This is a genomic window from uncultured Turicimonas sp., from assembly GCF_902477955.1.
In the GTDB taxonomy this organism is placed as follows: domain Bacteria; phylum Pseudomonadota; class Gammaproteobacteria; order Burkholderiales; family Burkholderiaceae_F; genus Turicimonas.
This window is the reverse complement of sequence record NZ_CABSJB010000004.1, coordinates 87715-112513: the sequence shown is the minus strand read 5'-3', so window position 1 is coordinate 112513 and position 24799 is coordinate 87715. Positions and strand designations below refer to the sequence as shown.

Sequence of the window (24799 nt, the reverse complement as noted above, 5' to 3'; positions counted from 1 at the left end):
ACTCGCGACCTCAACCTTGGCAAGGTTGCGCTCTACCAACTGAGCTACTCCCGCGCTGAGAGAAACAGAACTATACAGGCAGAATTTTTGCTTGTCAAATTAGGCCTTCAAAAAAATTTTTGCATATTTTGCGATCGTTGCAAAAATACGACATAAGTTAAGTTTCTTTTTATATTGTGATTAAGTAAGGAAGGTGTATATGTCTTTGTTTATTAAAGATTCTTTTAATGTTTTCCGATAACAAAAACTAATGCAAACTCAAGCCTAAAGACTTTCTCTAACTGTAAATTTTTGCAAAAACTCTTCAGAAATTTCTTCGTTAGACAGAGCAAAGAGAATATTGGCAGAAGACGAAATTTAGAAAATGCCGGGGCAGCGCAAAATGGAGCAGGTGTTCGCCTCCTTTTGATCTTCTGTGAAAAGATAACAAAAATGTATTGGGTGATAGCGGGGCAAAGAAACTGTCGAGATTTACCATTATGGTCTCTGGAATTGTGAAAGTTTTTCCCAAGAGCTGTCAGACGACAGGCTTCAAATTTGAATATGCCGCTTTTCCTGGTTAACATAACAAGCGGACTAACAAAAAGGAATTTGGATTGGCTTTAAAAGTATTTAACTTCAAATGCAAAAATGGGCATCTATTTGAAGCGATGATTCCAAGCGTTAAGGAGTTCGAAAAGCAACGGGACGCCGGTCTTTTCCTTTGTCCTTTTTGTGAGTGCAGAGAGGTAGAAAGAGTTCTTTCGGCCCCGCATGTTGCACGCAGCCGAAGCACTTCCGTCTCCGCCAGTGAAAAAGAAGCTCAAGAGCGTTTAGAAAGCTTGATTAAAGAAGTTGCCAAACAAATTGATTCGGCTGAGGATGTCGGAGAAAAGTTTGCCGCCGAAGCGAGAGCTATTCATTATGGTGACAGTCCCGAGCGCTCCATTAAGGGGACTGCGAAAACGGAAGAAGTCGTCGAATTGATTGAAGAAGGCGTTCCGATCGTCCCGTTGGGCGTAAAGAACGATCGGAAGGTTAATTGATAGTTTTGGTTTAAACGATGCTTTCAATTTGCTCGGATAAATCCAGCCACTGAAGTTCAAGTTCTTCCACTTCCGAGGCAAGCTCTCCTTGTTCTTTGATGGTTTTGCTGACAAGCGCGGAATCTTTTTGATAAAAATCTTCCTCAGCTAACTGGGCGTTGAGTTCTTTTAACTTCTTTGACTTTTTATCGAGAGCGGTTTCAACCTGTTTCAGCTGCTTTTGCAGAGGAGCTCTTAAAGCGGAAATGCGTGCTCTTTCTTCCGCTTCTAATTTTCGTTTCTCTTTTTTATTTACCGTAGGAGCTTCTTTGTCTTCGGAGGCGGATTCTTTGACTTTGTCCTTTTTGTCTTCAAGAACAATACGTGCGTAATCTTCCAAATCTCCTAAAAATTCACTGACCTGACCTTTATGAACAATCCATAAATCGTCACATACAGCTTTCAGAAGGTGCCGATCGTGAGAAACCAATAAGACCGCACCTTCGAAAGAGGACAAGGCTACGGTGAGAGCATCGCGAGTTTCCATATCCAAATGGTTGGTTGGCTCGTCAAGGACTAAAAGATTAGGTTTAGTCCACGCTATCAAGGCAAGGCAAAGACGGGCTTTTTCTCCTCCGGACATTGGACCGACAGGTCTGCAGGCCATCTCATTGCTGAACTTAAATCCCCCAAGATAGTTTCGCAGTTCTTGTTCTCTGACATTCGGTGCGATGCGGGTAAGATGCTGCAAAGGGGATTCTTCTTCTCTGAGCTGATCGAGCTGATGCTGTGCAAAGTACCCGATATTTAAGCCTGTTCCGTAGCGGATTTCTCCGGATATCGCCGCAAGTTCTCCGATAAGCGTTTTAATTAATGTAGATTTACCCGCTCCGTTGACGCCTAAAACGCCGATTCGGTCTTGAGGTTCAACCTTAACTTTGACATTAGTCAGAATTGGCTTGCCATCATAGCCGCAGTTCAACTCCTGTGCAAAGATGAGATGCTGAGGCATCTTCTCAGGTTCAGCAAAATTAAAGCGCCATTCATTGCTTCCTTTAATCGGCTCAATGGCTTGCAGCTTTTCCAGCATCTTGATACGGGATTGAGCCTGCTTGGCCTTGGTAGCCTTATAGCGGAAACGGTCGATAAACTTTTGCAGATGACTGGCGGTTTTTTCGTAAGCTTTGGCAGCCGCCGCTTGCTGTTTAATCTTTTCAGCTCTGATTCTCTCGTAATCGGAGAAGTTTCCCGAATAACGATGAATGGTGCCGTCTTCAATAGACCAAATTGTTTGGGAAATCCGATCTAAGAATTCTCTGTCATGGGAAATGACGACGATAGTGGTTTGTTGAGCCTTCAACCAACTTTCCAGCCAAATGACGGAGTCGATATCCAAGTGGTTGGTCGGTTCGTCAAGCAGCATTAACTCGGCCGGTGTAAGCAGAGCACGGGCTAAAGAAAGTCTGTTTCTCCAACCGCCTGAGAACTCTGACACCTTTCTTTCGGAGTCTTCGTCCTTGAATCCCAGACCGTGAAGAATTTCTTTTGCTCTGGCAACCACTGCTCCTTCGTTGATTTCAGTGTAAGCGGCTAGAGCTGAGGCGTAAGCTAAATCATCATGAGACTGTTCAGCCTTGGCTAAAGCACTTTTAGCTTCGATGAGAGGCTTATGTCCTTCAAGGACGTAATGCATGGCTTGCTGTTCAGGGTTTTCAATTCTCTGAGCAACGTGCGAAATGCGGTTGTATTCCGGAGTTGTGATGTCACCTGCTTCTGTGCCGATTTCTCCGAGAATGGCGGCAAATAATGTTGATTTGCCTGAACCGTTAGGTCCCACTAATCCGATTCTTTCTCCGGGGCTGCTGATGAGTGTTGCCCCGGAATAAAGGATTCTTGTTCCGCGGGCAACAGATACGTTTTGGAGTCTAAGCATTACGGAAGATCTTCCTTTCTGATCATGAATTCCTGATCATCGCCTCCGCTGGTGGGAAGCCATACAACATTTAATTCGGGCCATCTGTTTTCAAAAGCCTCTTTGCCGTCGCCGAGTTCTATGAACATTAAACCGCCGTCATTTAAATGTTCTTTAGCCTGCTCAAGGATAGTTTTAATTAAATCCATCCCGTCATCGCCCGCAACTAAAGCCAGCTCAGGTTCGTGTCGGTATTCACCGGGCAAATGCTCCATAGCTTCTGTGGTGACATAGGGAGGATTTGTGATGATAACGTCGTACTTTTTGCCGGCTAAGTTGGTAAATAAATCCGATTGAATAGGTCTTACAATACCTTCTAAACCGTAGTCGGCGATATTTTTTTCCGCAACTTCCAAAGCGCCTTCGCTGATATCAACCGCATCTACTTCAGCATTCGGGAAGCATTCGGAGGCGAGAATGGCAAGACATCCGGAGCCGGTGCACATATCTAATACGGAAGCAATTTCTTCAGGGTTCTGTACCCACGGCTGAAATTCTTCTTCAATTAATTCGGCAATAAAGCTTCTGGGAATTAGGACCCGATCATCTACAAAAAAACGATGGCCGGTCAGCCACCATTCTTTAGTTAGATAAGCGGTCGGTACCAGTTCATCGCATCTGCGGGATATCTGGTTGAGAATGAACTGCCTTTCGTCCTGAGTTAACGCTGCGTCTAAAAACTTATTTTCATATTCAAGTTCGATTCCCAAGGACCGGAGCACTAAAAAGCCTGCTTCGTCGTATGGATTGTCATATCCGTGAGCATAAGAGATGTTTGCTTTTGACAGTTGAGTTGCAGCGTACCTGACAAAATCTCTAATTGTTCTTAGAGGGGCAGTGTTTTCTAAATTCATTTTGAACTTACCGAAAAAAGATTGACAAGTGTTTGGTAATAGATTTCTGTCAGCTTCGGAATATCCTTTAAAGGAATGGATTCGTTCGCTTTATGGATGAGATTGTTGACAGGACCGAATTCAACGACTTCCGAACACCACCGACTGATGAAACGTGCGTCGCTGGTTCCTCCCGAAGTTGAAAGCGTTGGTTTTATGTCTTGAACCTTAGAGATGGCTTTTTCTAAGCATCCGGTTAATTTCTTTCCTTCCGTTTTAAAAGGAAAAGCGCTGTGTTCCCAAGAAATATCAGCGTTTTCTGTAAATTCTTTAATAATGCCATTAGCTTTATTTTCAATTTCTTGGCCGGAAGTTGCCGGGTTATAACGTAAATTAAAAACAAAACTGCAGGAACCGGGGACTATGTTGACGGCACCTGTTCCGGCAGTGATATTACTTACCTGGAAAGAAGTGGAGGGGAAGCCTTCGCAGCCCTGGTCCCACTGAGTTTGAGCAAGCTTGCTGATAATTTTGGACGCTGTATGAATTGAGTTTTCAACCTTTAACGGATAGGCGACGTGACCTTGTTCCCCATAAATAGTAACCCGGCAGTTGCAAGAGCCTCTGCGGCCGTTCTTAATGGTGTCGCCTAATTCTTTAGAGCAAGTCGGTTCTCCGACAATACAAAAGTCGGGCTGAATTCCTTCCTTCTTCAGTTCCTCGATGGCAAAAGCCGTTCCGTCTTTGCCGTCCCCTTCTTCATCACTTGTGAGAAGAAGGGCAATACGGCCTTCAAAGTTTGGAAAGTTTTTGACGAATTGCTTTGCAGCAGCTGCAAAGCAAACGTCAGAGGTTTTCATGTCCTGCGCGCCTCGAGCAACTAAGTTCCCGTCAACTTCTGTCGGAGCAAACGGGTCTGTATTCCAGCCGCAACCGGGAGGAACGACGTCAGTGTGACCGGCAAATAAAAACAATGGTCCGTCAGATCCATACCAACAGTAAAGATTGTCTGTTTTTCCACGGTGAATATTTTCTGATTCGAACCCGGCGTCACTAAGGAAACCGCTGATTAAGTTTTGACATCCTTTATCCTCCGGTGTGACGGAAGGACAAGAGAGGACTTCTTTCAAAAGCCGAAGGGTTAAGTTGTCTGAGGCGGCAGTCATGCTTAGTCTCTTAAAAGTTCGTTAATGCTGGTCTTGGCTCTTGTTTGGGCATCGACACGCTTAACGATGACGGCGCAGTTCAGGTTATATTTGCCGTCTTTGCTCGGGAGGCTTCCCGGGACAACAACGGAACCGGCAGGCACGCGGCCTCTGAAAATTTCGCCTGTAGTTCTGTCATAGATTTTCGTGCTTTGGCCGATAAACACACCCATAGAGATGACGGAGTTTTCTTCAACGATGACGCCTTCGACAATTTCACTGCGGGCACCGATGAAGCAGTTATCTTCAATAATAGTTGGGTTGGCCTGAAGAGGTTCCAGAACGCCGCCGATACCCACACCGCCGGAGAGATGGCAGTTTTTGCCGATTTGTGCACAAGAGCCTACGGTTGCCCAAGTGTCGACCATTGTGTTTTCACCGACGTATGCACCGATGTTGACATAAGACGGCATCAAAACAGCTCCCGGAGCAATGAAGCTGCCTTCGCGGGCGATAGCTCCCGGAACTACGCGGAAGCCGCCTTCCTTGAACATTCTTTCATTGTAAAGAGTAAATTTAAGAGGAACTTTGTCGAAATAAACAAACTCACCAGCTCTGGAAACACGGCTTGGATTCATTCTAAATTCAAGAAGAATGGCCTTTTTGATCCATTGGTTGACTTCCCACTTACCGTCAATCTTTTCGGCTACTCTTAATTTCCCCTTGTTCAAAGACTGAAGAACTTCATCTACAGCGTTGTGTACTTCGGGGCCTAAATGTTCCGGCTTGAGGTCAAAAGCGCGTTCGATAATGTCTTTTATATATTGCATTTTTACTCCTATATCTTAAATTCAGCGATTCGTTGCGTCGCTTCTTTCACTTCTTCAGTTGTCGCTACGAGTGCAATGCGCACGTATCCGGAGCCCGGATTGATGCCGTTTGCAAGTTCTCTTCCTAAAAAACTTCCCGGAAGAACCGTGATGCCTGCTTCCTCGTAGAGCCTCCTAGTAAAAACTTTATCATCTATTGGGGTCTTAGCCCAAAGATAAAATGAGGCATCCGGCATTTCTACTTCAAGGGTCTGCTGTACAAGCGGCAGACCGGCTTCAAATTTTTCACGGTAAAGACGTCTGTTTTCTTTAACGTGTTCTTCATCATTCCAAGCAATGATGCTTGCTTTTTGCAAAGGGCCGCTCATGGCGCAGCCGTGATAGGTTCGGTAAAGAAGATAGGGTTTCAAGAGCTTTGCATCCCCTGCCACGAATCCCGTTCTCATGCCCGGAATGTTTGAGCGCTTGGACAAACTTGAAAAAACCACCAACTTGTCAAAATCATCTCGGCCTAGAATCTTCGCGGCTTGTAGAGCTCCAAGCGGAGGATTATTTTCGTCAAAATAAATTTCCGAATAACATTCATCACTGGCGATAATGAAGTTGTATTTATCGGCCAATTCAAATAATTTTTTCCAATGAGCCAGGCCGAGGACTTTCCCAGTCGGGTTACTCGGGGAGCAAACAAAAACCAGTTGGGCGCTTTGGAGTTCTTCTTCAGAGGCAGAGGACTCTAAGTCCATCACAAAGTCGTTTTCAGCAGTTGTCGGGATATAAACGGGTTTGGCTCCTGCCATGATGGCCGCTCCCTCATAGATTTGATAGAAGGGGCACGGCATTAAAACCGTTGGGTTCTTGGAGGAGTCTATGGCTGCTTGAGTAAAAGAAAATAGAGCTTCTCGGGACCCGTTAACCGGCAGAATTTGAGTGGCCGGATTAAGTTTTACCCCATGCCGTCTCAAGTTCCAACTGGCAATTGCCTCCCGCAGTTCAGGCATTCCATTGGTGGAAGGATATTTTTCAAACAGTTCGAAGTTGTGGTAGAGCTCATTTAATACAGATGAAGGAGCCGGATGTTTTGGTTCTCCGATTGAAAGAGAAATATGTTTTTTGCCGGCAGGCAGCTGAGCTCCTTCCAATAATTTTTTTAATCGTGAAAAAGGATAAGGTCTGGTCAGCGCTAAATCTGGATTCATGGAAGTTCCTTGGGATTGAGAAATTGATTAACCTCTTGTCGGGTCGTTTGTTTCAAATTCAGGAAGTTCTACCATCGGTTGCGGGGCCCAACCGGGCTTGCGATGTTCAGCAACCACCGTGGTATAGATGCCGCCTCTGACCCACCATTTGGCTTTCAGTCTCATGTAGCGCGGCTGAAGAGCTTCAACTAAATCATCAAGAATTTTGTTGGTGATGGCTTCATGGAAAGCGCCTTCTTCACGGAAGCTCCAGATGTAAAGCTTAAGGGCTTTCAATTCAACGTTTTTCTTATCAGGAATGTAGTCAAGAAAAAGCGTTGCAAAATCAGGTTGCCCTGTCAAAGGACAGAGAGATGTAAATTCAGGAATCTCAATATGAATGAGGTAATCTCTGTTCGGCTGAGGGTTATCAAAAGTTTCTAGTGTTTTACTAGGTTGAGTAGGCATTAAAGGAACACTCCTATAAACAGCTCGGAGCCTTTCAAATAGAGAGGTTACAAGCAACAAACTATTAAACCTTTAAGTCTAAGCGAATTTTCTATTAGTGCCCAAAAGACTGAGAAAAATGAGTAAGAAGTTGGAAGAAGAAGTTCAATTGAGCAGGAATTCCTGATAGCCGACGTCAAAATCATTCGCCGCTTCAAACAAGGCTTTTTGAGACTTTCCAGACAATTAAAAATCTCGTATATGCTCATTTCCGGCCAACCCGCCAGTCGCTGTTTTTCTGCGGAAAGTCTGTATTTTCAGCCGGATACTGATAATTTTCTCGATATTAGGAAAATTTATCTAATTAATTCTGAAATTCATTACCACAACAGCACCTTTAAACAATAAAATATCCGATCCAGTAATGCATAAGATTTAAAGAGAAGGGAAATCGGATGAGCTTTGTTCTTGGGATGACATTGACCGCTATTTTGCTTATCGGCTGCGCGGGCGGTGGCATCTGGTATTGGTTGAAAATTAAAGAAGCCCCGAAAAAAATTAAGCAGGATAATTCACCTCTGGCGGGAAACAAAAAAGAGCCTTTCTTACGTTCTGAGAAAGAAAAAGAGATTCAGTCGGTACGCCAATCTCCGGAAGCGGCGAACCCTTCTTCCTCCCAGAGTCCCGTGAAAGATACTGTTCAGAAACCTACCGCTCCAGTGCAGGCTACTCCTTCTCCTGCGCCTGTTAAGCCGGCTAAACCTGAAGAAAAACCTACTGCGGATAAAGTCCCTGAGGTCTATTCTTTTGAAAAAACAGCCAAAGCTCTTGAAGAATCGAAAAAACAACAAATGCAGGCTCAGGCTGCAGCACGGGTTGACACTTCCGGTTCTGCGTTGGATTTTCAACAAAACAGTCTTCCGTTTGATGAGGTCTTAAGATTTGAAGAAGTTGAAAAAAACGGCTGTCCTTCTCATAATCCGATGCTTGAGGTTTCTTTCAAAATCCAGTTTAAGAACCCGGTTACCGGCAGTGCGCTTTTAAATGAGCTTCTTCCGCTGAAAAACCTCCAGCCGAAAGGCAATTATTGGGTTTACGGGTACGATTCTTACACCAAGAGCTGGTACGTCCCGGAAGCTATCGGCCTCTATTCTTCCATCATCATCTTTGTTCAGTTGGCTTCCTCCAGAGGCGTGGTAAGTGAAGTTTCCATTTCATCCGTTCTGCAGATTAAGCAGCGTTTGGAAATGATGTTTGACGGAAGCAGCGACGAAGTGGAACAGTCTTTGATTTCAAACAAATCAAAAAATCTTACTCATTTGCTTCAGCAATTTGGGGCTCAGATTTCCGTTACTTTACGCTCCCGCAACGAAGTCAGCTTGGATGAGTTTGAAAAAGTGGCAAGCGATTTAGGCATGAAACGTATTAATTCCAAACTATATGAAAAAGTTGGGGAGTTAGTGCAGACAGCTGACGGAAAGAGAAGCCATAACAGAAAAGGTGCGATTGCGGCAGCTTGGGTTTCACCGAACTACGTTGTTATTTCCTTATTCGTCGCTTTGATGACTCCGGAATCTCAGCCGCTTCGCTCTTTGATGATAGCTGCAAATGCTTTCGCTGCTCCTTTTGAAGCAGAAATCGTGGACAATCAGGGTTACCCAATAAACGGTCAGATTCTTACTACGGTCAAAAAAGAGATTGATAATTTCTACCAGCAAATGAGAGACAAGGGTCTAGAACCGGGAAGTCCGACTGCGCATAAATTACTGGCGTAGCGGAGTATTGGAAAAAACGTTAACCATAGAAGAAGCCTCACTCATTCGAAGTTGAAGGCTTCTTTTGTTAGGCAGATAGATTTTTGGGAATGAATATGAGCGCCAAAAAAGACTCAGCAAAAGATTTGGAAATTCAGAAGCGGATGGAGCAGCTGGCCGATGAAATTAATAAGCATAACCAGGCTTATTACGTCGATAACAACCCCACTATTTCTGATGAACTTTATGATTCTCTCTTTCAGGAATTAGTTAGGCTTGAACAGCAATATCCTCAATTTAAAACCTTATTTTCTCCGACGGAAAGAGTCGGAGCTGCCGTAAGAACTGAGGCAGTCAAGGTCAAACATAAGATACCTCTACTTTCCATTCACACGGAAACCGATTACACCGCCCAGGGTGCTTACGACTTTGACGGCCGCGTAAGAAGAGAGCTCGAATTGACGCCGCAAGATCCTCCTGTTGAATACGACTGCGAGCTTAAATTTGACGGTTTGGCTGTCAATATTCGTTATGAAAAGGGCATTTTGGTTCAAGCAACAACCCGCGGCGACGGATATGAGGGAGAAGATGTCACAGCCAATGTTCGTACCATCAAGACCCTTCCGCTGAAAGTTGAAAACTTCCCCGAAATTTTTGAGGTAAGAGGCGAAGTTATTCTCCATAAGTCAGAATTTAAGAGAATTAACGAAGAGCAGAAGGCAGAAGGGCAAAAGCTTTTTGCCAATCCTCGTAATGCGGCGGCAGGCTGCTTAAGACAGCTTGATCCTTCGGTTACCGCCAGAAGAAACCTATCTTTCTATGCCTATGGTTATGGAGAGGTTTCTGAAACGGTGGCCAATAAGCAATCAGAACTTTTGGACTACTTGAAATCTAAGGGATTCCCGGTTGCTGATACAAGAGTCCTAGCATATGGGCCGGAAGAACTTCAAAACTTTCATGTGAGAGTAGAAAAAATCAGAGATGATTTGCCTTTTGATATTGACGGAGTGGTTTACAAAGTCAACAGCTTTGCTTTGCAAAGATCTTTAGGCTTCGTATCTCGTGAACCTCGCTGGGCGTGTGCGCATAAGTATCCTCCCCAAGAGGTTCAAACAGTGGTTCAAGACATTACCATTCAAGTCGGCAGAACCGGCAAGCTCACGCCGGTTGCCCGTTTAAAACCGGTCTTTGTCGGAGGGACCACCATCAGCAACGCTTCTCTTCACAATGAAGAGTTCCTTCAAAACATGGGAGTGAAGATAGGAGATACGGTCGTCGTAAGACGCGCCGGCGATGTCATTCCGGAAATTGTCAGAGTCATTAAAGAGCTTCGTCCGGATAATGCCCGCGATTTTGTCATGCCTGAGTTCTGCCCGGTCTGTGGGTCTCATGCCTACAAAGAAGAAGGGGAAAAAGATAGGAAGTGTACGGGAGGTTTGTTCTGTCAAGCTCAACGTGTCCAGTCCATCCTTCACTTTGTCTCACGTAAAGCCATGGGTATAGACGGAATTGGAGAAAAACTGGCGGAACAATTAGTTGAGAAGGGCTGGGTAAAAAATATTTCCGATATTTACCGTTTGACTAAGGAGCAATTCGTCTCTTTAGACAGAATGGGAGAAAAGTCAGCAGATAATCTTCTAGCTTCCATTGAGAAATCGAAGAGTACTACCTTAGAAAAATTTCTATATGCCATCAGTATTCCTGATGTCGGAGAATCCACCGCGAGAACTTTAGCAAATCACTTTAGAACGTTAAAAGCTTGTGAAGACGCCGGATTGGAACAGCTTTTAGAAGTTGACGATGTCGGAATGTCCACCGCTGAGAAAATTCTCCACTTCTTTGCAGAGCCCAAAAACCTGCAGGTTATCCAAGAGCTTCAGGATCTTGGCGTTCATTGGGAAGAAAAAGGAGAAGTTGATGCTTCTGAATTGGTATTTGCCGGCATGACATTTGTGTTGACGGGAACATTGCCGACCCTTTCCAGAGATGAAGCCAGCGATATGATCCGCAAAGCCGGAGGGAAAGTCAGCGGCTCAGTTTCTAAAAAAACAAGTTATGTTCTTGCCGGGGAAGCCGCCGGAAGCAAACTTGCCAAAGCGCAGGCTTTATCCGTTCCGATTATTAGTGAAGAGCAGTTTATGGCCATGTTGGTCCAAGGAAAAGAAGAATAATGGAGAGGTTTGTGATTATTGGAGGAAGCGTAAAGCTTTCTCAAGAAGAGCTGAATATAACTCGAACTGAAGCTATTCCTACTCCGTGGGGCGAGCCTTCAGCGCCCTTTGAATTTGCTGAAGTAGAAGATAAAGAAATTATTTTCCTTCCCAGGCATGGCCGAGCCTGCCGGAAGCCTCCGCATCTAATCAACTATCGTGCAAATATGTGGGCGATCGCACAATTAGCTCCAAAAGCGGTTGTTGCTCTTTGTTCGGTTGGCGGGATTGTGGAAGAAGACAAGCCAGGTTCTATTGCTGTTCCGGACCAAATCATCGACTATACCTGGGGAAGAGAAACTTCATATAACAAAGGTGACTCAGAGACTATTACTTTTATCGATTTCACCGAACCTTTCAGCGGACAGCTTCGGGAAAAACTTTTAGATGCGGCAGATGATCTTTTAATACCGGTTATAGACGGCGGAACGTATGCGGTTCGACAAGGTCCGAGACTCGAAACTGCGGCGGAAATCAAGAAACTTGCTCAAGACGGTGCCCATTACGTCGGTATGACTTTGATGCCGGAAGCTTGTTTGGCCAGAGAGTTAGGACTCAATTACGCGGCTATCTGCCAAATCGTCAACCCTGCTGCCGGAATCGGCCTTTCGTCTTCTAAGATTGACATTAAGGCCTTTTCAGATGTGAGTGAAGAAGCGACCAAGAAGAGTCTCAAGATAGCACTAAAGGCTTTTGAAAGCTTTTAATGCTTTCAAAGTAGGCCTCTGCAGAAGAGGCCTCAAGGAGTTTTGCGCTTTCTGATAGTTCCCAAGAAGTACCGTGTCTTAAGACGGTCTCAGTTCTAAAATTTTTAGCAAAGCCGTTTCAAATTCTGCGGCAAACTGAGGATCAGCCAGCCGAGGATTTTCGATTACGAAAACGTCTTCGATTCTTTCTCCCAATGTAGCAATTCTTGCGGTGATGAGGTTAATCTTAAACTCGATAAAGACGCGGGCGATTGTGGCCAGAATGCCCAGTCTGTCTGTGGCTGCCACCGATAACAAATAGTGGCTTCCGCCGGCGTCGGCTCTAAGCTGAACCTCAGGCGTAATCGGGAAGTTTTTAGAGTGTCTCGACAGACGTCCTTTTATCGGAGGCTGCAGAGGCAGCTGATTATCAAGCCTATTAATTAAATCGGCTTTCAGCTCTTCAAATTTTTCCTCGCTTGAAGAGTTTAGGTTATTGTCAATGACCACGAAATGGTCTAAGACTCGTCCGGTCTTACCGGTATAAATTCTTGCTTCTAGAATTGAAAGGCGGTAGCTCTGGAAAGTGGAAACAATGCGGGCAAACAGCTCGTTCCGGTCTTCCGTCAAAACGACAACCTCATAGGCATTCGGAAGGCCTTTGACCGGTCTGTAAATTACATAGGAACTCTTTCTGTCCATGTGATCCAAAAGTTCTTTTGACTGCCAAAGAATGTTGTCGACGGAATGCCGCATGAAATAGCCGACGTCAAAGTCCTCCCAGAATTGCTCAAGCTTTTCTTTTTCTTTGGCGTTGAAGTTCCCGGCTTTGAGGACATCTTCCCGTCGGTTATTGACCAACATGGTCTTAGATAAGGATTTCCCTTGCAAGAAATTGGCGGTGGCGTAGAACAGTTCCTCCAACAATTTGGCTTTCCAGCTGTTCCAGACTTTCGGACCTGTTGCACGGATATCGGCAACGGTAATCAAGTAGAGCCCTGTGAGGCGGTCTAATGAAACGACTTTCTCAGCGAATTTTTTAATAACTTCGGGGTCAGAGATGTCTTGTTTTTGCGCAACTCTGCTCATTGTCAAATGTTCTCTAACGAGAAATTCAATATAGTCCGTTTCTTCCGGAGTTAAGTTATAGCTTTTAGCAAAAATCTTTACTTCTTCTGCACCTATGCGGCTATGGTCCCCGCCGCGGCCTTTGCCGATATCATGGAAGAGAAGGGCTGCTACGAGACGCCAATTGTCTTCCAATGACATCATCAGTTCAGTCATAAGCGGCATCTCATGAGCGTTCTCGCTTTTTGTAAAACGTCTCAAATAGCTAATGGCTAAAATCGTATGTTGGTCAACAGTGTAGGCATGGAATAGATCATGCTGAAGCTGGCCTACAATGCGGCCGAATGGAGGAATCAGTTTGGAAAGGATTCCGAGTTTGTTCATCTCCTTTAAGCAGTGGTAAACACCTTTTTTAGCTTTTAGAATTTTGAGAAAGCTGGACTTAACTTCATCAAGCGAAGCAAAGTTGTCGGGAATACGCTTGTCCAAGTTTCCGTATGCTCGATGAATAGTCGTAGAAAACTTGTTGATTTCTCGATGTTCGGTAGCCAAAACAAAAGGCATTAAGAGCATGGCCGGATCGTTTTGGTAGAAGTTTTCATTTTCAGTGTCAAGAACGTCGCCTTTAACTAGAAAGCCGTTGCCGATGCTGACTCCTTTTTGTTTCGTGACTGAGACGAAGTGTTCTTTTAGTGCCTGAAGGATGACGTCATTTAATAGTTCAATCGATGAAGCAACGGCGTAGTACTGCTGCATCAGTTTTTCGCTGGCTCTTCTGTCGGCGTCCGCTTTGAATCCAAGCTCTTTAGCTAAAGATTCTTGAATTTCAAAAAGCAGTCTGTCCTCATGACGATTTACAAGAAGATGCACATGAATTCGCAGCCAAAAGAGAGTTTTCATGTCTTCATGAATTTTTGTTTGCTCATAATTAGTGAGCAGACTCGGTATTTCTTTATTCTTTTTAGCGGCATCAAGGTAGGCGGCTTTAAGAATCCACGTTACGATGTGAAGATCGCGCAAACCTCCCGGAGATTCTTTGATATTCGGTTCGAGTGCATAGGTCGTTTCCTGGAAACGCAGATGCCTTTGCTGCTGCTCGATGAATTTGGCTCTGAAGAAGTCAACAAAATTCAGTTGGACTTCCATCCTTTCGGTGTATTTCTTGTATAGGCCGGCGTCGCCCATAAGAAAACGTGATTCCAACATGGCTGTCTGGGCGGTGATATCTTCTTCGGCTTGGGATATACATTCGTCGATAGTCCGGACGGAATGTCCAACCGTAAGTCCGAGTGACCATAGATCGTTTAAGACTTGTTCAATGACTTTTAGCTCTGAGTCTTTGATATCTTCCGGCAGGAGAAATAAAAGGTCTAAGTCAGAAAACGGAAACAGTTCACAACGGCCGTAACCGCCCACGGCAACAACCGCAATTCTGGGAGAAAGATTGTTGTCCGTGCAGATGGCCTCTATGGCTTCGTCCGCTGCATGGGTGTGCTTAAGAAGATACTCAAAGGGATCAGAATGTTCTTTGAATTCTTTGGCAAGAATTTGTCGTTCGTTAGTAAAGTCAGTGACGGCTTGTTGGTTCATTTTTTTGACTTCCAAAGTTTTCTTTCTTTGATTCTACATTTCCGGCTTTCTGTTTTAACTGAAAGATAGTTTTGCTTGTTGAGGTAAGAATCTTCCAGAAGAAAGAGAAAACTAGAAGGAGGAATGAACTGGGAAAAATCAGGCGAATCAGAAGACCTCAGAAAAGTCTTAGCAAAAGAAGCAAATCTGCCGATAGGAATCTTCTGAGTTTCTGAAAAAGGATTTCGCATTAAAACCATTTACCGACAATAGGCGTAATCCAGAGCCAGAAGGGAGCAGAAAAGGCAAACACCAATGTACTGACTGCCAAAGTAGATGCTCCGTCTTTGACGTAAATGTTGTATCTGCTGCTGATGATCAAACCTGAGAAGGCAGGAGGGAGGGCGCAGGCGAGAACCATCATAGAGAGGCTTTCGAGAGGAAGGTGATAGAAAGCTCCTGCAAGACAAACAACCAAAGGGCTTAAAAAGTTTCTGAAGAAAACATTCCAAATAATTTCAGGACCTACGCTGAATTTAACTGTCGCTAAGGCTAAACCGGCTGCAAACACCGCTACGCCTGAATTTGCTTTTGCTATCAAATCTAAAGAAGGATATAAAGCGTCGGGCATACGAATGCCGCATAGAACAATAGCGACGGCAAGCATAGGTGCCCAAACTACGGGCTGCTTAAGGGAGTTGATGATTGCCTTAATACTTGAGTTTGCTTGCTGACCGTTCGCACCTGCCGGTTGCCCCATATTCATTAGAAAGAATCCGATTGGAATCAACACAGCATTAGAAAGGATGGCTTCAATGGCTACGACTAAGCCCGTTTGAGTGGAGGTACCGAAGACCGGATCCAAAACGGCAAATCCTAGGAAACCAACCGTCGGAGCCCCGGTAATCAGCGCACATACCGCAGCTTGCTGGATGGAGTGTTTCCAAAACTTCCTGCAGATATAAAAGCACAGAAGAAACATTCCCACTTGACCTGCGAATGAGATGACTGTGAGAAGCAAATCTCCGAAAATTAATTCACGGTTAGCTTTAGTAATAGAGGCAAAAAGAGCGGCAGGTAAAGCAATATCAAGGACGACCTTGTTTAACGCCTGAGTTTGGTCCGGTGTAAAAGCATGAATTTTTGCCCCGGCGTATCCCAACATCATGATCACAAAAATCGGAGCTATATCGTTAACAATAATGTTGTAAAACATGTGTCGGGACCTCTGCGTTAAATGTTAGGTATTTTCAAAGTTTTTATCCTCTAGACCATTGTATTGACAACAATATTTAGCATTCTCACTAACATATGAAATCGGGTACAAAAAAGCCTCCGTTTTCGGAGGCTCGTGGAAAATTACTTAACCCAGCTAGGAGGCTGCGGACATCCCGGAGAAACAGTTAAGACTTCATAACCGGTTTCAGTAACCAAAACCGTGTGCTCCCATTGTGCGGAGAGGCTTCTGTCTTTGGTCACAGCGGTCCAGCCATTAGGCATAATTTTTAAAGCGTGTTTGCCGGCGTTGATCATTGGTTCAATGGTAAAAATCATTCCCGGCTTCATTTCCGGACCTTCTCCCATCTTCCCAACGTGTGCGACAAAAGGTTCTTCGTGGAAACCTCTTCCTACGCCGTGACCACCGAATTCTCTAACGATAGAGCAGCCGGTAGGGCCAACATACTGCTGAATAGCGTAGCCGATGTCGCCGAAATGAGCCCCGGGCTTAACCATGCAAATGCCTTTCCACATCGCATTGAATGTGATCTCGCAAAGGCGCGATGCGGCGATAGACACAGGTTCTACTTTGAACATTCTGCTCGTGTCGCCATGGAATCCGTTCTTGATTACGGTGACGTCGATATTGAGAATGTCGCCTTTTTTAAGAACTTTTTGGTCAGGAATTCCGTGGCAAATCTGATGATTGACAGAGATGCAGGTGGCTTTTGGATAAGGAGTCTCAGCGCCGGATGAATATCCAAGACAGGCAGAGATGTCCTTGAGTTCTTCGGTCATGTATTTGAGCATGAGATCGTCGAGCTCTTCAGTGGTGACACCCGCCTTAACATAAGGTTCAATGAAATCCAATACCAGAGCAGCGTCTCTGCAGGCAGCTCTCATTCCTTCAATTTCTTCAGGAGTTTTAATAACGATTTTTTTAAGTGACATTTTTAATTCCAAGTTTTCTGAATTCTAGTCATCCTAAGAAAGAAAAAAGTGATTCGTTTGCAAATTGTGCATAATTTTCTTAAGAGCTCGTAAATATTTATAACGGCGAAGGCCGAGGTCAGACGATGAAAGGCTCAAAAAGCTCATCCAAATCCAAAGAGAGTCAATTAATGAAGCCAGGTTCCGATAATTACAATTCTTTGTAAAACCTTCGATTCTAGTGTCTTGTTTCTGATAGAATTCTGCCCCAATTGGCATAAGCCAAGAATATTTTTAAATAGCGCACCTCCTCTACTAGGGTTCCGTTCGGACGAGGGAAGAGGTGTTGGAATTAAACCCTAAAGGAAAAAAAACATGACAACATTGAGCATGCGTGAACTTCTTGAAGCAGGCGCACACTTCGGCCATCAGACACGTTTCTGGTCTCCAAAAATGGCACAGTACATTTTCGGTTCCCGCAACAAGATTCACATCATCAATCTCGAAAAAACAGTTGAAGGCTTCAATGACGCCGCTAAGTTTTTGACAGATTTAGCTGCTAACGGCGGTACTATCCTTTTCGTAGGCACAAAGCGCACATCTCGCGAAGCTATCGTTGAAGAAGCTAAGCGTGCAGGTATGCCTTACGTTGATCAGCGCTGGTTGGGCGGCATGCTCACCAACTTCAAAACAGTTAAGGTTTCTTTGAAGCGTCTCAAAGAAATGGAACAGACTGTTGCTGATGGTGGTCTCGACAAGATGACTAAGAAAGAAGCTCTTGACTTCACTCGTGAACTTGAAAAGCTCAACAAAGCAATGGGCGGTATCAAGGAAATGACTGTTGTTCCTGACGCTTTGGTTATCGTTGATGTCGGCTATCACAAGATTGCTATTCAAGAAGCTAACAAGCTCGGTATTCCAGTTGTTGGTGTTGTTGATACAAACCACAACCCAGCTGGTGTTCAGTACATCATCCCTGGCAACGACGACAGCGCACGTGCTGTTAAGCTCTATGCCAAGGGTTTTGCAGACGCCATTTTGGAAGGCAAGAACAAGAGACTTGACGAAACAGTTAAGGCTGCCGGTAAAGACGAAGACTTCGTAGAAGAAGTTCAAGTTGAAGAAGCTCCTGCTCAGTAATCAATCTTAGCAATCTAACTAGGAGGGGGCGTATTCAGCCCCTTTCTTTTAAAACTTTTACTTAAAGGATAAACATAATGGCTGCTATTAGTGCCGCAATGGTTAAAGAACTCCGTGAAAAGACTGATGCCCCGATGATGGAGTGCAAAAAAGCTCTTACAGAGGCTGAAGGCGATATGGCCAGAGCTGAAGAAATTCTTCGCGTTAAGCTTGGCAACAAAGCTACTAAGGCTGCTTCCCGTGTAACAGCTGACGGCGTAGTTGCTATCTATATCGACGAGCCAAAGACTACCGGTGCTATCGTTGAACTGAACTCTGAAACAGACTTCGTTGCCAAGAACGCTGATTTCATCGCTTTCGCAAATGACATTGCTAAGTTGATTGCTGAAGCTAAGCCGGCTGATTTGGCTGCCTTGTCTGAACTCCCGCTCAACGGTTCTACAGTAGAAGCTATTCGTAAAGCTCTTATCGGCAAGATTGGCGAAAACATTTCTATCCGCCGCTTCCAGCTTCTCACAGCTAAGGGCAAACTCCACAACTACATCCACGGTGGTGCCAAGATCGGCGCTATCGTTGATATCGTTGGCGGTGACGACGAAGTTGCTCATGATGTTGCAATGCACATTGCTGCTTCCAAGCCAAAAGCATTAAATGCTGAAGGCGTTGATCCTGAATTGATTGAAAAAGAACGCCGCGTCGCTTCTGAAAAGGCCCGCGAAAACGGCAAGCCTGAAGAAATGATTGCACGTATTGCAGAAGGTTCTGTCAACAAGTTCCTCAAAGAAGTTACACTTATGTCTCAACCGTTCGTTAAGGACGACAAGAAGACTGTCAGCCAGCTTCTTAAGGAACACAAAGCTGAAGTTGCTGCATTCGCCTTGTTCGTTGTTGGCGAAGGTATGGAAAAGCGTTCTAACGACTTCGCTGCTGAAGTCGCTGCTCAGGCCGCCGCTGCACGTGCTTAATTTTTAGGAGACTATGATGGCTGAAAACGAAACACCTAAATATAAGAGAATCCTTCTCAAACTTTCCGGCGAGGCCTTGATGGGCAACGCGGCTTTCGGTATCAATCGCGATACGCTTAGAGCCATTGTCGGAGAGGTTAAGAGCATCGTTGATTTGGGTGTGGAATTAGCCATCGTCGTCGGCGGGGGCAACATCTTCCGCGGTGTTGCTCTCGGCAGTACCGGTATGGATCGCGCTACAGGCGACTACATGGGTATGCTGGCCACTTGCATGAATGCAATGGCTCTTCAAGACTGCCTCAGAAATGAAGGCGTTGAAACACGTGTTCAATGTGCTTTGGACATTGATCAGGTTGCCGAACCGTACATTCGCGGCAAAGCTCTCAGCCACTTAAGAAAGGGCAGAGTGGTGATTTTCGCGGCCGGAACCGGCAACCCGTTCTTCACAACCGATACCGCTGCTGCCTTGCGCAGTATTGAAATCGGTGCTGAAGTGGTTTTGAAAGCTACTCAGGTAGACGGCGTCTTTACCGCAGATCCGAAAAAAGATCCGACTGCTAAGATGTTTAAGAGCTTGACTTTTGATGAAGCTATTCAGAAGAAGTTAAAGATCTTAGACGCGACAGCATTTACTTTATGTCGCGACCAAAAGATGCCGATTAGAGTCTTCAATCTTCACAATCCGGGCGCATTAAAACGCGTTGTTCTCGGAGAAGATGAAGGAACTTTAGTTCACGTCTAAAAAACTTTAAGGCTTTGATTTTTTCAAGGCCTTTTTCAATTTCGGAGTTCTTTTTTCAATGCCTTGCACGCAGGAAAGAAGAGCTCCAAAATTTTTCCCCTTCCAAAACAGAGCTCCTTCGCTGGAAATTTTGATGAAGTGCTTCGAAAAAAGAAAGAACTGAGGATGGAATCTGCTGGTGAACAAAGCTTTTCTGCAAGGTGCCCGTAATCAAATGTTTTAGAGCAATTTTTCCGGAATGGTTATTTCTCTCTCGTGGTAAACTTAATAAATTAGCTTTCATTTTTTAAAACGCAGATTCCCTCAAGGGAAACAACAAGATTTTTAATGGGTTAACTATGTCCACAAAAGATATTTACTCTCAATCTGAACATCATATGCAGCGTACTATTGCTACGCTCAAAGAAAACTTCATGAAGATTCGCACCGGCCGTGCTCACACAGGTCTTCTTGAACATATCACTGTTGACTACTACGGTTCACCCACACCAATCTCTCAGGTGGCTCAGCTCGGTTTGGCCGATGCCAGAACAATTACCGTTCAGCCGTGGGAAAAGAAAATGGTTGCAGTGGTTGAAAAAGCTATTCGTAACTCCGATCTTGGCTTGAATCCTGCTACTTCCGGTGACATCATTCGAGTTCCGATGCCTCCTCTTACTGAAGAAAGAAGACGCGACCTTACAAAAGTCGTCCGCGGAGAAGGTGAAGAAGCGAAGGTTGCCGTTAGAAATCTTAGAAGAGACGCTAACAACAAGATTGCTGCCTTAGTTAAAGAAAAAGAAATCTCTGAAGATGAACAGAGAAGAGCCGAAACAGAAATTCAAAAGTTAACTGACAAATACATCACTGAAGTTGATAAGTTAGTTGCTGAAAAAGAAAAAGAAATTATGACTGTTTAATTTCTTTCGATTATGGATATAAAAGAATTATCCGCTCAGCCACGTGAAGCGATTCCACGCCACGTGGCTGTTGTCATGGATGGCAATGGAAGATGGGCAAAAAAACGTTTTCTTCCTCGCGTAGCAGGTCATAAAAAAGGTGTGGATTCTGTCCGAGCCGTTATTCAAGCGGCCGCTGAATCAGGTGTCCGGCATCTTTCTTTGTTTGCTTTTTCTAGTGAGAACTGGAATCGGCCAGCAGATGAGGTCTCTGCTCTCATGAACTTGTTTCTGACGTCTTTGGCAAAAGAAACCTCTGCTCTGCACAAGGCCAATGTCCGTATTCGTATGGTCGGCGACCTCTCTCGTTTTCCGGAAGAGCTGCAGAAAAAAATTGCAGAATCGCATAAGCTGACAGAAAACAATACGGGTTTGACGCTCAATATTTGCGTCAATTACGGCGGCAGGTGGGAAATCATTGAAGCTTGTAAAGCAATGATGAAGAAAGGCGTAGCTCCTGAAGATGTTACTGAAGAACTTTTTGCAAGAAATCTTCAAATCGGAGACTCAGGAGACGTAGACCTTTTTATCCGAACCAGTTCTGAAAGCCGCATTAGTAATTTTCTCTTGTGGGAGCTTGCCTATAGTGAGCTCTACTTTACCTCCGTTTTGTGGCCGGATTTTGGTAAAAAAGAATTTAAAGAAGCATTATTGTGGTACGCATCAAGAGAAAGACGCTTTGGTAAGACCTCAGAGCAAATCTCGGAGAAAAATGCCAATAAATAGGAGGTAATAACATGCTTAGGCAAAGAATAATTACGGCTGTTATTTTATTTATCGTCATCATCGCGGCCTTGTGGATGGGCCCATGGGCTTTTACGGCAGTTGCAGCTATCGCCATGGGAGCCTGTCTCTGGGAGTGGCTGCGCTTGGCAAAATGGAATAACGCTCTGTGCCTTCTGATCGGCTTCGTAGCAGCTGTATTTTTCTACTGGCTCGAAATGTTCCAGCCGATTGATGTGAATATGCTTCAGTCGGGAAACGGTCTGCTTATTATTTCTTCTGTCGGTACTGTCATTTGGACGGTTATAACCTGTGTAGTTTTCTTTAAGAGAATGTCCGGCTGGAACGTTCCGAATCCTTTGGCATGGCTTTCGGCTCTAATTTTTGTTCCTTGCGCTTGGTTCTCGTTAATGTTCTTATACCGCGAGTTCGGTGCCGTCTATATGATCTCCGTTTTGGCTATCGTCTGGGTTGCTGACATTACAGCATACTTTGGCGGACGCGCCTTACAAGGCCCTAAGATGGCTACCGGAATTAGTCCCAAGAAAACATGGTCGGGAGCTTTTACCGCAGTCATTTGTGTTCTTGTTCTGAGTTACGTTTTGTATGCCGTTGCTCCGCAAGCCCCGTTCTGGACAAACACTATTATTTCTAAGCTGACTGTGTTTGCTTCAGCTGCCATTTTGTTCATTACCGTTCTTTTCTCTATTGCCGGAGACCTTTTCGAAAGCGCAGTAAAACGTACTGCCGGAGTAAAAGATTCGAGCAATTTGCTTCCCGGACACGGAGGTGTTTACGACAGATTGGATGCCCAGTTTGCCGTACTTCCTTTAGCCGTCTTTATTTTGCTTTTTATCCAAGGTTTGTAATTAGATGAAAAAAGTCTCAATTCTTGGAGCAACCGGTTCCATAGGCACCAGCACCATTGATGTTTTAAATAGGTATCCCGAAAAGTTTGCTGTTAGAGCAGTTACAGCTTATTCCAATGTCCAGAAATTAGCCGATGCGGCTAAAAAAACAAATGCGGAAGTAGCTGTGATCGGTGACTCCCGACTATTTGGGGAGCTTCAAGAAGCCCTTAGGGCCCGTCAATTAAAGACCATAGCTAAAGCCGGAGAAAAAGCTATCGTAGAAGAGGCTGCCGATCCCAAAGCAGAAATCGTTGTCGGTGCAATTGTCGGGGCGGCAGGTATTGCCTCTACTTTCGCTTCTGCGAAGGCAGGGAAACGTCTTCTTTTAGCCAATAAAGAAAGCGTAGTGTGCGGAGGCCGGCTATTGATGGACACCATTAAAGCGTACGGAGCACAACTGCTTCCCGTTGACAGCGAACATAATGCGGTTTTTCAATGTTTGGAAAGCGCCTCTGAAAAAATGCGCCAAAGCCACCGTATTATTTTGACTGCTTCAGGAGGGCCGTTCCGCAAACGCATGGATCTTTCCACGGTGACAGTCGAAGAGGCAACCCATCATCCGAATTGGTCTATGGGCAAAAAGATTACCGTCGACAGTGCTACATTGATGAACAAGGGTTTAGAAGTTATTGAAGCAAGGTGGCTTTTTGATACTCCCGAAGATCGGATAGATGTCGTGGTTCATCCCCAAAGTATTATTCATTCCATGGTTCAGTACGAGGATGGGGTGGTTTTAGCTCAGTTGGGAGCGCCGGATATGCGTAATACTATTGCATATTGCCTCGGCTATCCGGAACGCTTAAATGCCGGCGTAAAGCCTCTGGATTTTTCCTCCATTCATGAGCTGACCTTTGAAAAACCCGATACCAAGAGATTCCCTCAATTAGCGTACGCCTATGAAGCGCTCAGACGTGGAGGCTGCAGCTGCATCATGCTCAATGCCGCAAATGAGATTGCCGTTGAGAATTTCTTGAAAGGGAAGATACGGTTTATAGATATTCCTAAAATCTGTGAAGTCATGATGCTCAGCGCTTCTGAACAAGCTCCGAAGTCATTAGAGGATGTTTTGGAGGCCGACAAAGAGGCAAGAATTCTGACTCAAGAATACATCAGTGGTTATACAGGAGAGTAGAAGTTGAATTTGTTGACAACGCTTCTTGCGTTTGCCGTTACTTTAGGAATTTTAGTTGTTATTCATGAGTTTGGTCATTATTGGGTCGCTCGAAAGTGCGGCGTAAAAGTCCTTAATTTCTCCATAGGTTTTGGAAAACCTCTTTTTGTTTGGAAGAATCCCAAAGACCCGGATCAAGTCGAGTGGAGAGTATCTGCCATACCTCTCGGCGGATATGTCCGCATGCTTGATGAGAGAGATGAGTCGTGCCTGCCTATCAAGCCTGAAGACGCTAAGAGAACTTTCAACTCAAAAAATGTGTGGCAGAAATTTGCCATTGTTGCCGCCGGGCCTGCATCTAACTTACTTTTAGCGATTCTCCTTTACTCGATCATTTTCTTTGTCGGTACTACCGATCTTCTTCCGGTTGTTAAGGCACCTTTGCAGGGAACTCCGGCTGCTTATGCCGCCATTGAGGACGGAGATAAAATTCTCGCTGTTGACGGAAAACCTGTCGGTACTTTCAGTGATATGCGCTTGGAAATGCTTAAGCATGCCGGGCAGGTAATTAATCTTGAGGTCGAATCTTCCGATGGAAACGTCCGTGAAAAAAGAATTGACCTTGCTGGATTGAAGCTCGAAGAAGAGGAACCGGGTAAAGATTCTTTTGCTGATTTAGGTGTTGAGTTAAAAGTCGGAGATCCTTACATTCGAGATTTCGTTTCCGGATCAGTTGCTGAAAAAGCTGGTTTAAAGAAGGGAGACACCGTTCTTGCCATTGATGGAAAAAAGATCACAGATATCAAACAGCTGGTAAATCTCATTAGAGAGTATCCGAATAGAGAAGCTACTTTTACTGTTTTGTCTGCGGACGGGAAGAAACACGATGTAACTTTCACTCCCTTGGCTGTTGAAGATGAAAACGGGAAACAAATCGGCAGGATCGGAGCGGTTTTCGGAGTGGATCTACCCAAGACTACCGTTTCGTACGGCCTTTTTAGAAGCGTTTGGGAAGGAGCTAAGAAAACTTGGGATACGGCGGTATTTTCCGTTGAAATGATTTGGAAAATGCTGACCGGTGAAGTATCCGTAAAAAATATTTCCGGCCCGGTTACCATTGCGGATTACGCGGGACAGACAGCCCGCCTAGGGTTGGAGCCGTTTATTTCGTTTTTGGCGCTTGTCTCTATTAGCTTAGGAATATTAAATCTGCTACCTATTCCTATGTTAGACGGCGGCCATCTCCTGTATTATTCCGTTGAAATAGTGACGGGGCGCCCGGTCTCTGAAAGAGTACAAATGGCGGCCCAGAAGGTTGGAATCGCGGTGTTATGCGGTTTAATGTTTTTAGCTTTATTCAACGACTTAAATCGTTTAATGCCTTGATTTACAAACTAAAAATTTAATAATTCTTTTAACATGATGAGA

21 protein-coding genes are annotated in these 24799 nt (G+C 44.8%); 12 read left to right on the top strand and 9 right to left on the bottom strand.

Features of this window, described 5'->3' with window-relative positions; translation table 11 throughout:
- Positions 1-596: 596 nt before the first annotated feature.
- Positions 597-1025 (top strand): DUF1178 family protein, encoded by a 429-nt coding sequence (locus tag RDK53_RS02485; protein WP_308513130.1) that lies wholly within the window; start codon positions 597-599, stop codon positions 1023-1025.
- Positions 1026-1035: 10 nt separating this feature from the next.
- On the opposite strand, the gene RDK53_RS02480 is transcribed toward RDK53_RS02485, so the two are convergent.
- From RDK53_RS02480 to queF, 6 genes are read right to left on the bottom strand one after another with little or no spacing between them, the layout of a single operon-like run.
- Positions 1036-2937, bottom strand: a complete 1902-nt coding sequence (locus RDK53_RS02480) for an ATP-binding cassette domain-containing protein (RefSeq protein ID WP_308513129.1) — start codon at positions 2935-2937, stop codon at positions 1036-1038.
- Complete coding sequence (prmB, locus tag RDK53_RS02475; protein ID WP_308513127.1) at positions 2937-3830, bottom strand: 50S ribosomal protein L3 N(5)-glutamine methyltransferase; 894 nt, start codon at positions 3828-3830, stop codon at positions 2937-2939. The genes RDK53_RS02480 and prmB overlap by 1 nt, the downstream gene beginning before the upstream one ends.
- Complete coding sequence (dapE, locus tag RDK53_RS02470) at positions 3827-4975, bottom strand: succinyl-diaminopimelate desuccinylase (protein WP_308513126.1); 1149 nt, start codon at positions 4973-4975, stop codon at positions 3827-3829. The genes prmB and dapE overlap by 4 nt, the downstream gene beginning before the upstream one ends.
- 2 nt (positions 4976-4977) lie before the next feature.
- Positions 4978-5784 (bottom strand): 2,3,4,5-tetrahydropyridine-2,6-dicarboxylate N-succinyltransferase, encoded by an 807-nt coding sequence (gene dapD, locus RDK53_RS02465; protein ID WP_066593028.1) that lies wholly within the window; start codon positions 5782-5784, stop codon positions 4978-4980.
- 8 nt (positions 5785-5792) lie between these two features.
- Positions 5793-6980: a succinyldiaminopimelate transaminase gene (gene dapC, locus RDK53_RS02460; protein ID WP_308513125.1), complete on the bottom strand. Its 1188-nt coding sequence runs from the start codon at positions 6978-6980 to the stop codon at positions 5793-5795.
- 27 nt (positions 6981-7007) lie between these two features.
- Positions 7008-7427 carry a preQ(1) synthase gene (gene queF / locus RDK53_RS02455; RefSeq protein WP_066593018.1) on the bottom strand — a complete coding sequence of 140 codons (420 nt, stop codon included), beginning with the start codon at positions 7425-7427 and terminating at the stop codon, positions 7008-7010.
- Positions 7428-7861: 434 nt separating this feature from the next.
- On the opposite strand from queF, the gene RDK53_RS02450 reads away from it, so the two are divergent.
- The 3 genes from RDK53_RS02450 (at position 7862) to RDK53_RS02440 (ending at position 12077) form a co-directional block, all read left to right on the top strand.
- Positions 7862-9181: a hypothetical protein gene (locus RDK53_RS02450; protein WP_308513124.1), complete on the top strand. Its 1320-nt coding sequence runs from the start codon at positions 7862-7864 to the stop codon at positions 9179-9181.
- A gap of 95 nt (positions 9182-9276) precedes the next feature.
- A complete protein-coding gene (ligA, locus tag RDK53_RS02445; protein WP_308513123.1) occupies positions 9277-11331 on the top strand; it encodes an NAD-dependent DNA ligase LigA in 2055 nt (684 codons plus the stop codon).
- An 11-nt stretch (positions 11332-11342) separates the two neighbouring features.
- Complete coding sequence (locus RDK53_RS02440) at positions 11343-12077, top strand: S-methyl-5'-thioinosine phosphorylase (RefSeq protein WP_308513122.1); 735 nt, start codon at positions 11343-11345, stop codon at positions 12075-12077.
- A gap of 78 nt (positions 12078-12155) precedes the next feature.
- Here the strand turns inward: RDK53_RS02440 and glnD are convergent, their stop codons facing one another.
- From glnD to map, 3 genes are all read right to left on the bottom strand, one after another.
- Positions 12156-14714 carry a [protein-PII] uridylyltransferase gene (glnD, locus tag RDK53_RS02435; protein ID WP_308513121.1) on the bottom strand — a complete coding sequence of 853 codons (2559 nt, stop codon included), beginning with the start codon at positions 14712-14714 and terminating at the stop codon, positions 12156-12158.
- Between the two features lie 229 nt (positions 14715-14943).
- Positions 14944-15909 carry an AEC family transporter gene (locus RDK53_RS02430; RefSeq protein WP_308513120.1) on the bottom strand — a complete coding sequence of 322 codons (966 nt, stop codon included), beginning with the start codon at positions 15907-15909 and terminating at the stop codon, positions 14944-14946.
- Between the two features lie 143 nt (positions 15910-16052).
- Positions 16053-16862 (bottom strand): type I methionyl aminopeptidase, encoded by an 810-nt coding sequence (map, locus tag RDK53_RS02425; RefSeq protein ID WP_308513119.1) that lies wholly within the window; start codon positions 16860-16862, stop codon positions 16053-16055.
- A 354-nt stretch (positions 16863-17216) separates the two neighbouring features.
- Between map and rpsB the strand changes: the two genes are divergently transcribed.
- The 8 genes from rpsB (at position 17217) to rseP (ending at position 24757) form a co-directional block, all read left to right on the top strand.
- Positions 17217-17981, top strand: coding sequence for a 30S ribosomal protein S2 (gene rpsB, locus RDK53_RS02420; RefSeq protein ID WP_066592994.1), 765 nt, complete (start codon positions 17217-17219; stop codon positions 17979-17981).
- Between the two features lie 77 nt (positions 17982-18058).
- Positions 18059-18946 (top strand): translation elongation factor Ts, encoded by an 888-nt coding sequence (gene tsf / locus RDK53_RS02415; protein ID WP_066592992.1) that lies wholly within the window; start codon positions 18059-18061, stop codon positions 18944-18946.
- A 16-nt stretch (positions 18947-18962) separates the two neighbouring features.
- Positions 18963-19688 carry a UMP kinase gene (gene pyrH / locus RDK53_RS02410; RefSeq protein WP_066592990.1) on the top strand — a complete coding sequence of 242 codons (726 nt, stop codon included), beginning with the start codon at positions 18963-18965 and terminating at the stop codon, positions 19686-19688.
- Between the two features lie 338 nt (positions 19689-20026).
- The gene (gene frr, locus RDK53_RS02405; protein ID WP_308513118.1) at positions 20027-20587 is read left to right on the top strand and encodes a ribosome recycling factor; all 561 of its coding nucleotides are present in this window, start codon (positions 20027-20029) and stop codon (positions 20585-20587) included.
- Between the two features lie 12 nt (positions 20588-20599).
- Positions 20600-21352 (top strand): polyprenyl diphosphate synthase, encoded by a 753-nt coding sequence (gene uppS / locus RDK53_RS02400; RefSeq protein ID WP_308513117.1) that lies wholly within the window; start codon positions 20600-20602, stop codon positions 21350-21352.
- A gap of 11 nt (positions 21353-21363) precedes the next feature.
- Complete coding sequence (locus RDK53_RS02395) at positions 21364-22218, top strand: phosphatidate cytidylyltransferase (RefSeq protein ID WP_308513116.1); 855 nt, start codon at positions 21364-21366, stop codon at positions 22216-22218.
- A 4-nt stretch (positions 22219-22222) separates the two neighbouring features.
- On the top strand, positions 22223-23392 hold the full coding sequence (locus RDK53_RS02390) for a 1-deoxy-D-xylulose-5-phosphate reductoisomerase (RefSeq protein ID WP_308513115.1): 1170 nt from the start codon (positions 22223-22225) through the stop codon (positions 23390-23392).
- A 3-nt stretch (positions 23393-23395) separates the two neighbouring features.
- Complete coding sequence (rseP, locus tag RDK53_RS02385) at positions 23396-24757, top strand: RIP metalloprotease RseP (protein WP_308513114.1); 1362 nt, start codon at positions 23396-23398, stop codon at positions 24755-24757.
- Positions 24758-24799 lie beyond the last annotated feature (42 nt).

Coding starts and splice junctions, on each gene's coding strand:
- glnD (WP_308513121.1), bottom strand. CDS start 14,714: ATGAACCAACAAGCCGTCACTGACTTTACTAACGAACGACAAATTCTT.
- RDK53_RS02450 (WP_308513124.1), top strand. CDS start 7,862: ATGAGCTTTGTTCTTGGGATGACATTGACCGCTATTTTGCTTATCGGC.
- uppS (WP_308513117.1), top strand. CDS start 20,600: ATGGATATAAAAGAATTATCCGCTCAGCCACGTGAAGCGATTCCACGC.
- RDK53_RS02430 (WP_308513120.1), bottom strand. CDS start 15,909: ATGTTTTACAACATTATTGTTAACGATATAGCTCCGATTTTTGTGATC.
- tsf (WP_066592992.1), top strand. CDS start 18,059: ATGGCTGCTATTAGTGCCGCAATGGTTAAAGAACTCCGTGAAAAGACT.
- queF (WP_066593018.1), bottom strand. CDS start 7,427: ATGCCTACTCAACCTAGTAAAACACTAGAAACTTTTGATAACCCTCAG.
- RDK53_RS02480 (WP_308513129.1), bottom strand. CDS start 2,937: ATGCTTAGACTCCAAAACGTATCTGTTGCCCGCGGAACAAGAATCCTT.
- dapE (WP_308513126.1), bottom strand. CDS start 4,975: ATGACTGCCGCCTCAGACAACTTAACCCTTCGGCTTTTGAAAGAAGTC.
- map (WP_308513119.1), bottom strand. CDS start 16,862: ATGTCACTTAAAAAAATCGTTATTAAAACTCCTGAAGAAATTGAAGGA.
- ligA (WP_308513123.1), top strand. CDS start 9,277: ATGAGCGCCAAAAAAGACTCAGCAAAAGATTTGGAAATTCAGAAGCGG.
- prmB (WP_308513127.1), bottom strand. CDS start 3,830: ATGAATTTAGAAAACACTGCCCCTCTAAGAACAATTAGAGATTTTGTC.
- pyrH (WP_066592990.1), top strand. CDS start 18,963: ATGGCTGAAAACGAAACACCTAAATATAAGAGAATCCTTCTCAAACTT.
- frr (WP_308513118.1), top strand. CDS start 20,027: ATGTCCACAAAAGATATTTACTCTCAATCTGAACATCATATGCAGCGT.
- RDK53_RS02390 (WP_308513115.1), top strand. CDS start 22,223: ATGAAAAAAGTCTCAATTCTTGGAGCAACCGGTTCCATAGGCACCAGC.
- RDK53_RS02395 (WP_308513116.1), top strand. CDS start 21,364: ATGCTTAGGCAAAGAATAATTACGGCTGTTATTTTATTTATCGTCATC.
- rpsB (WP_066592994.1), top strand. CDS start 17,217: ATGACAACATTGAGCATGCGTGAACTTCTTGAAGCAGGCGCACACTTC.
- dapD (WP_066593028.1), bottom strand. CDS start 5,784: ATGCAATATATAAAAGACATTATCGAACGCGCTTTTGACCTCAAGCCG.
- dapC (WP_308513125.1), bottom strand. CDS start 6,980: ATGAATCCAGATTTAGCGCTGACCAGACCTTATCCTTTTTCACGATTA.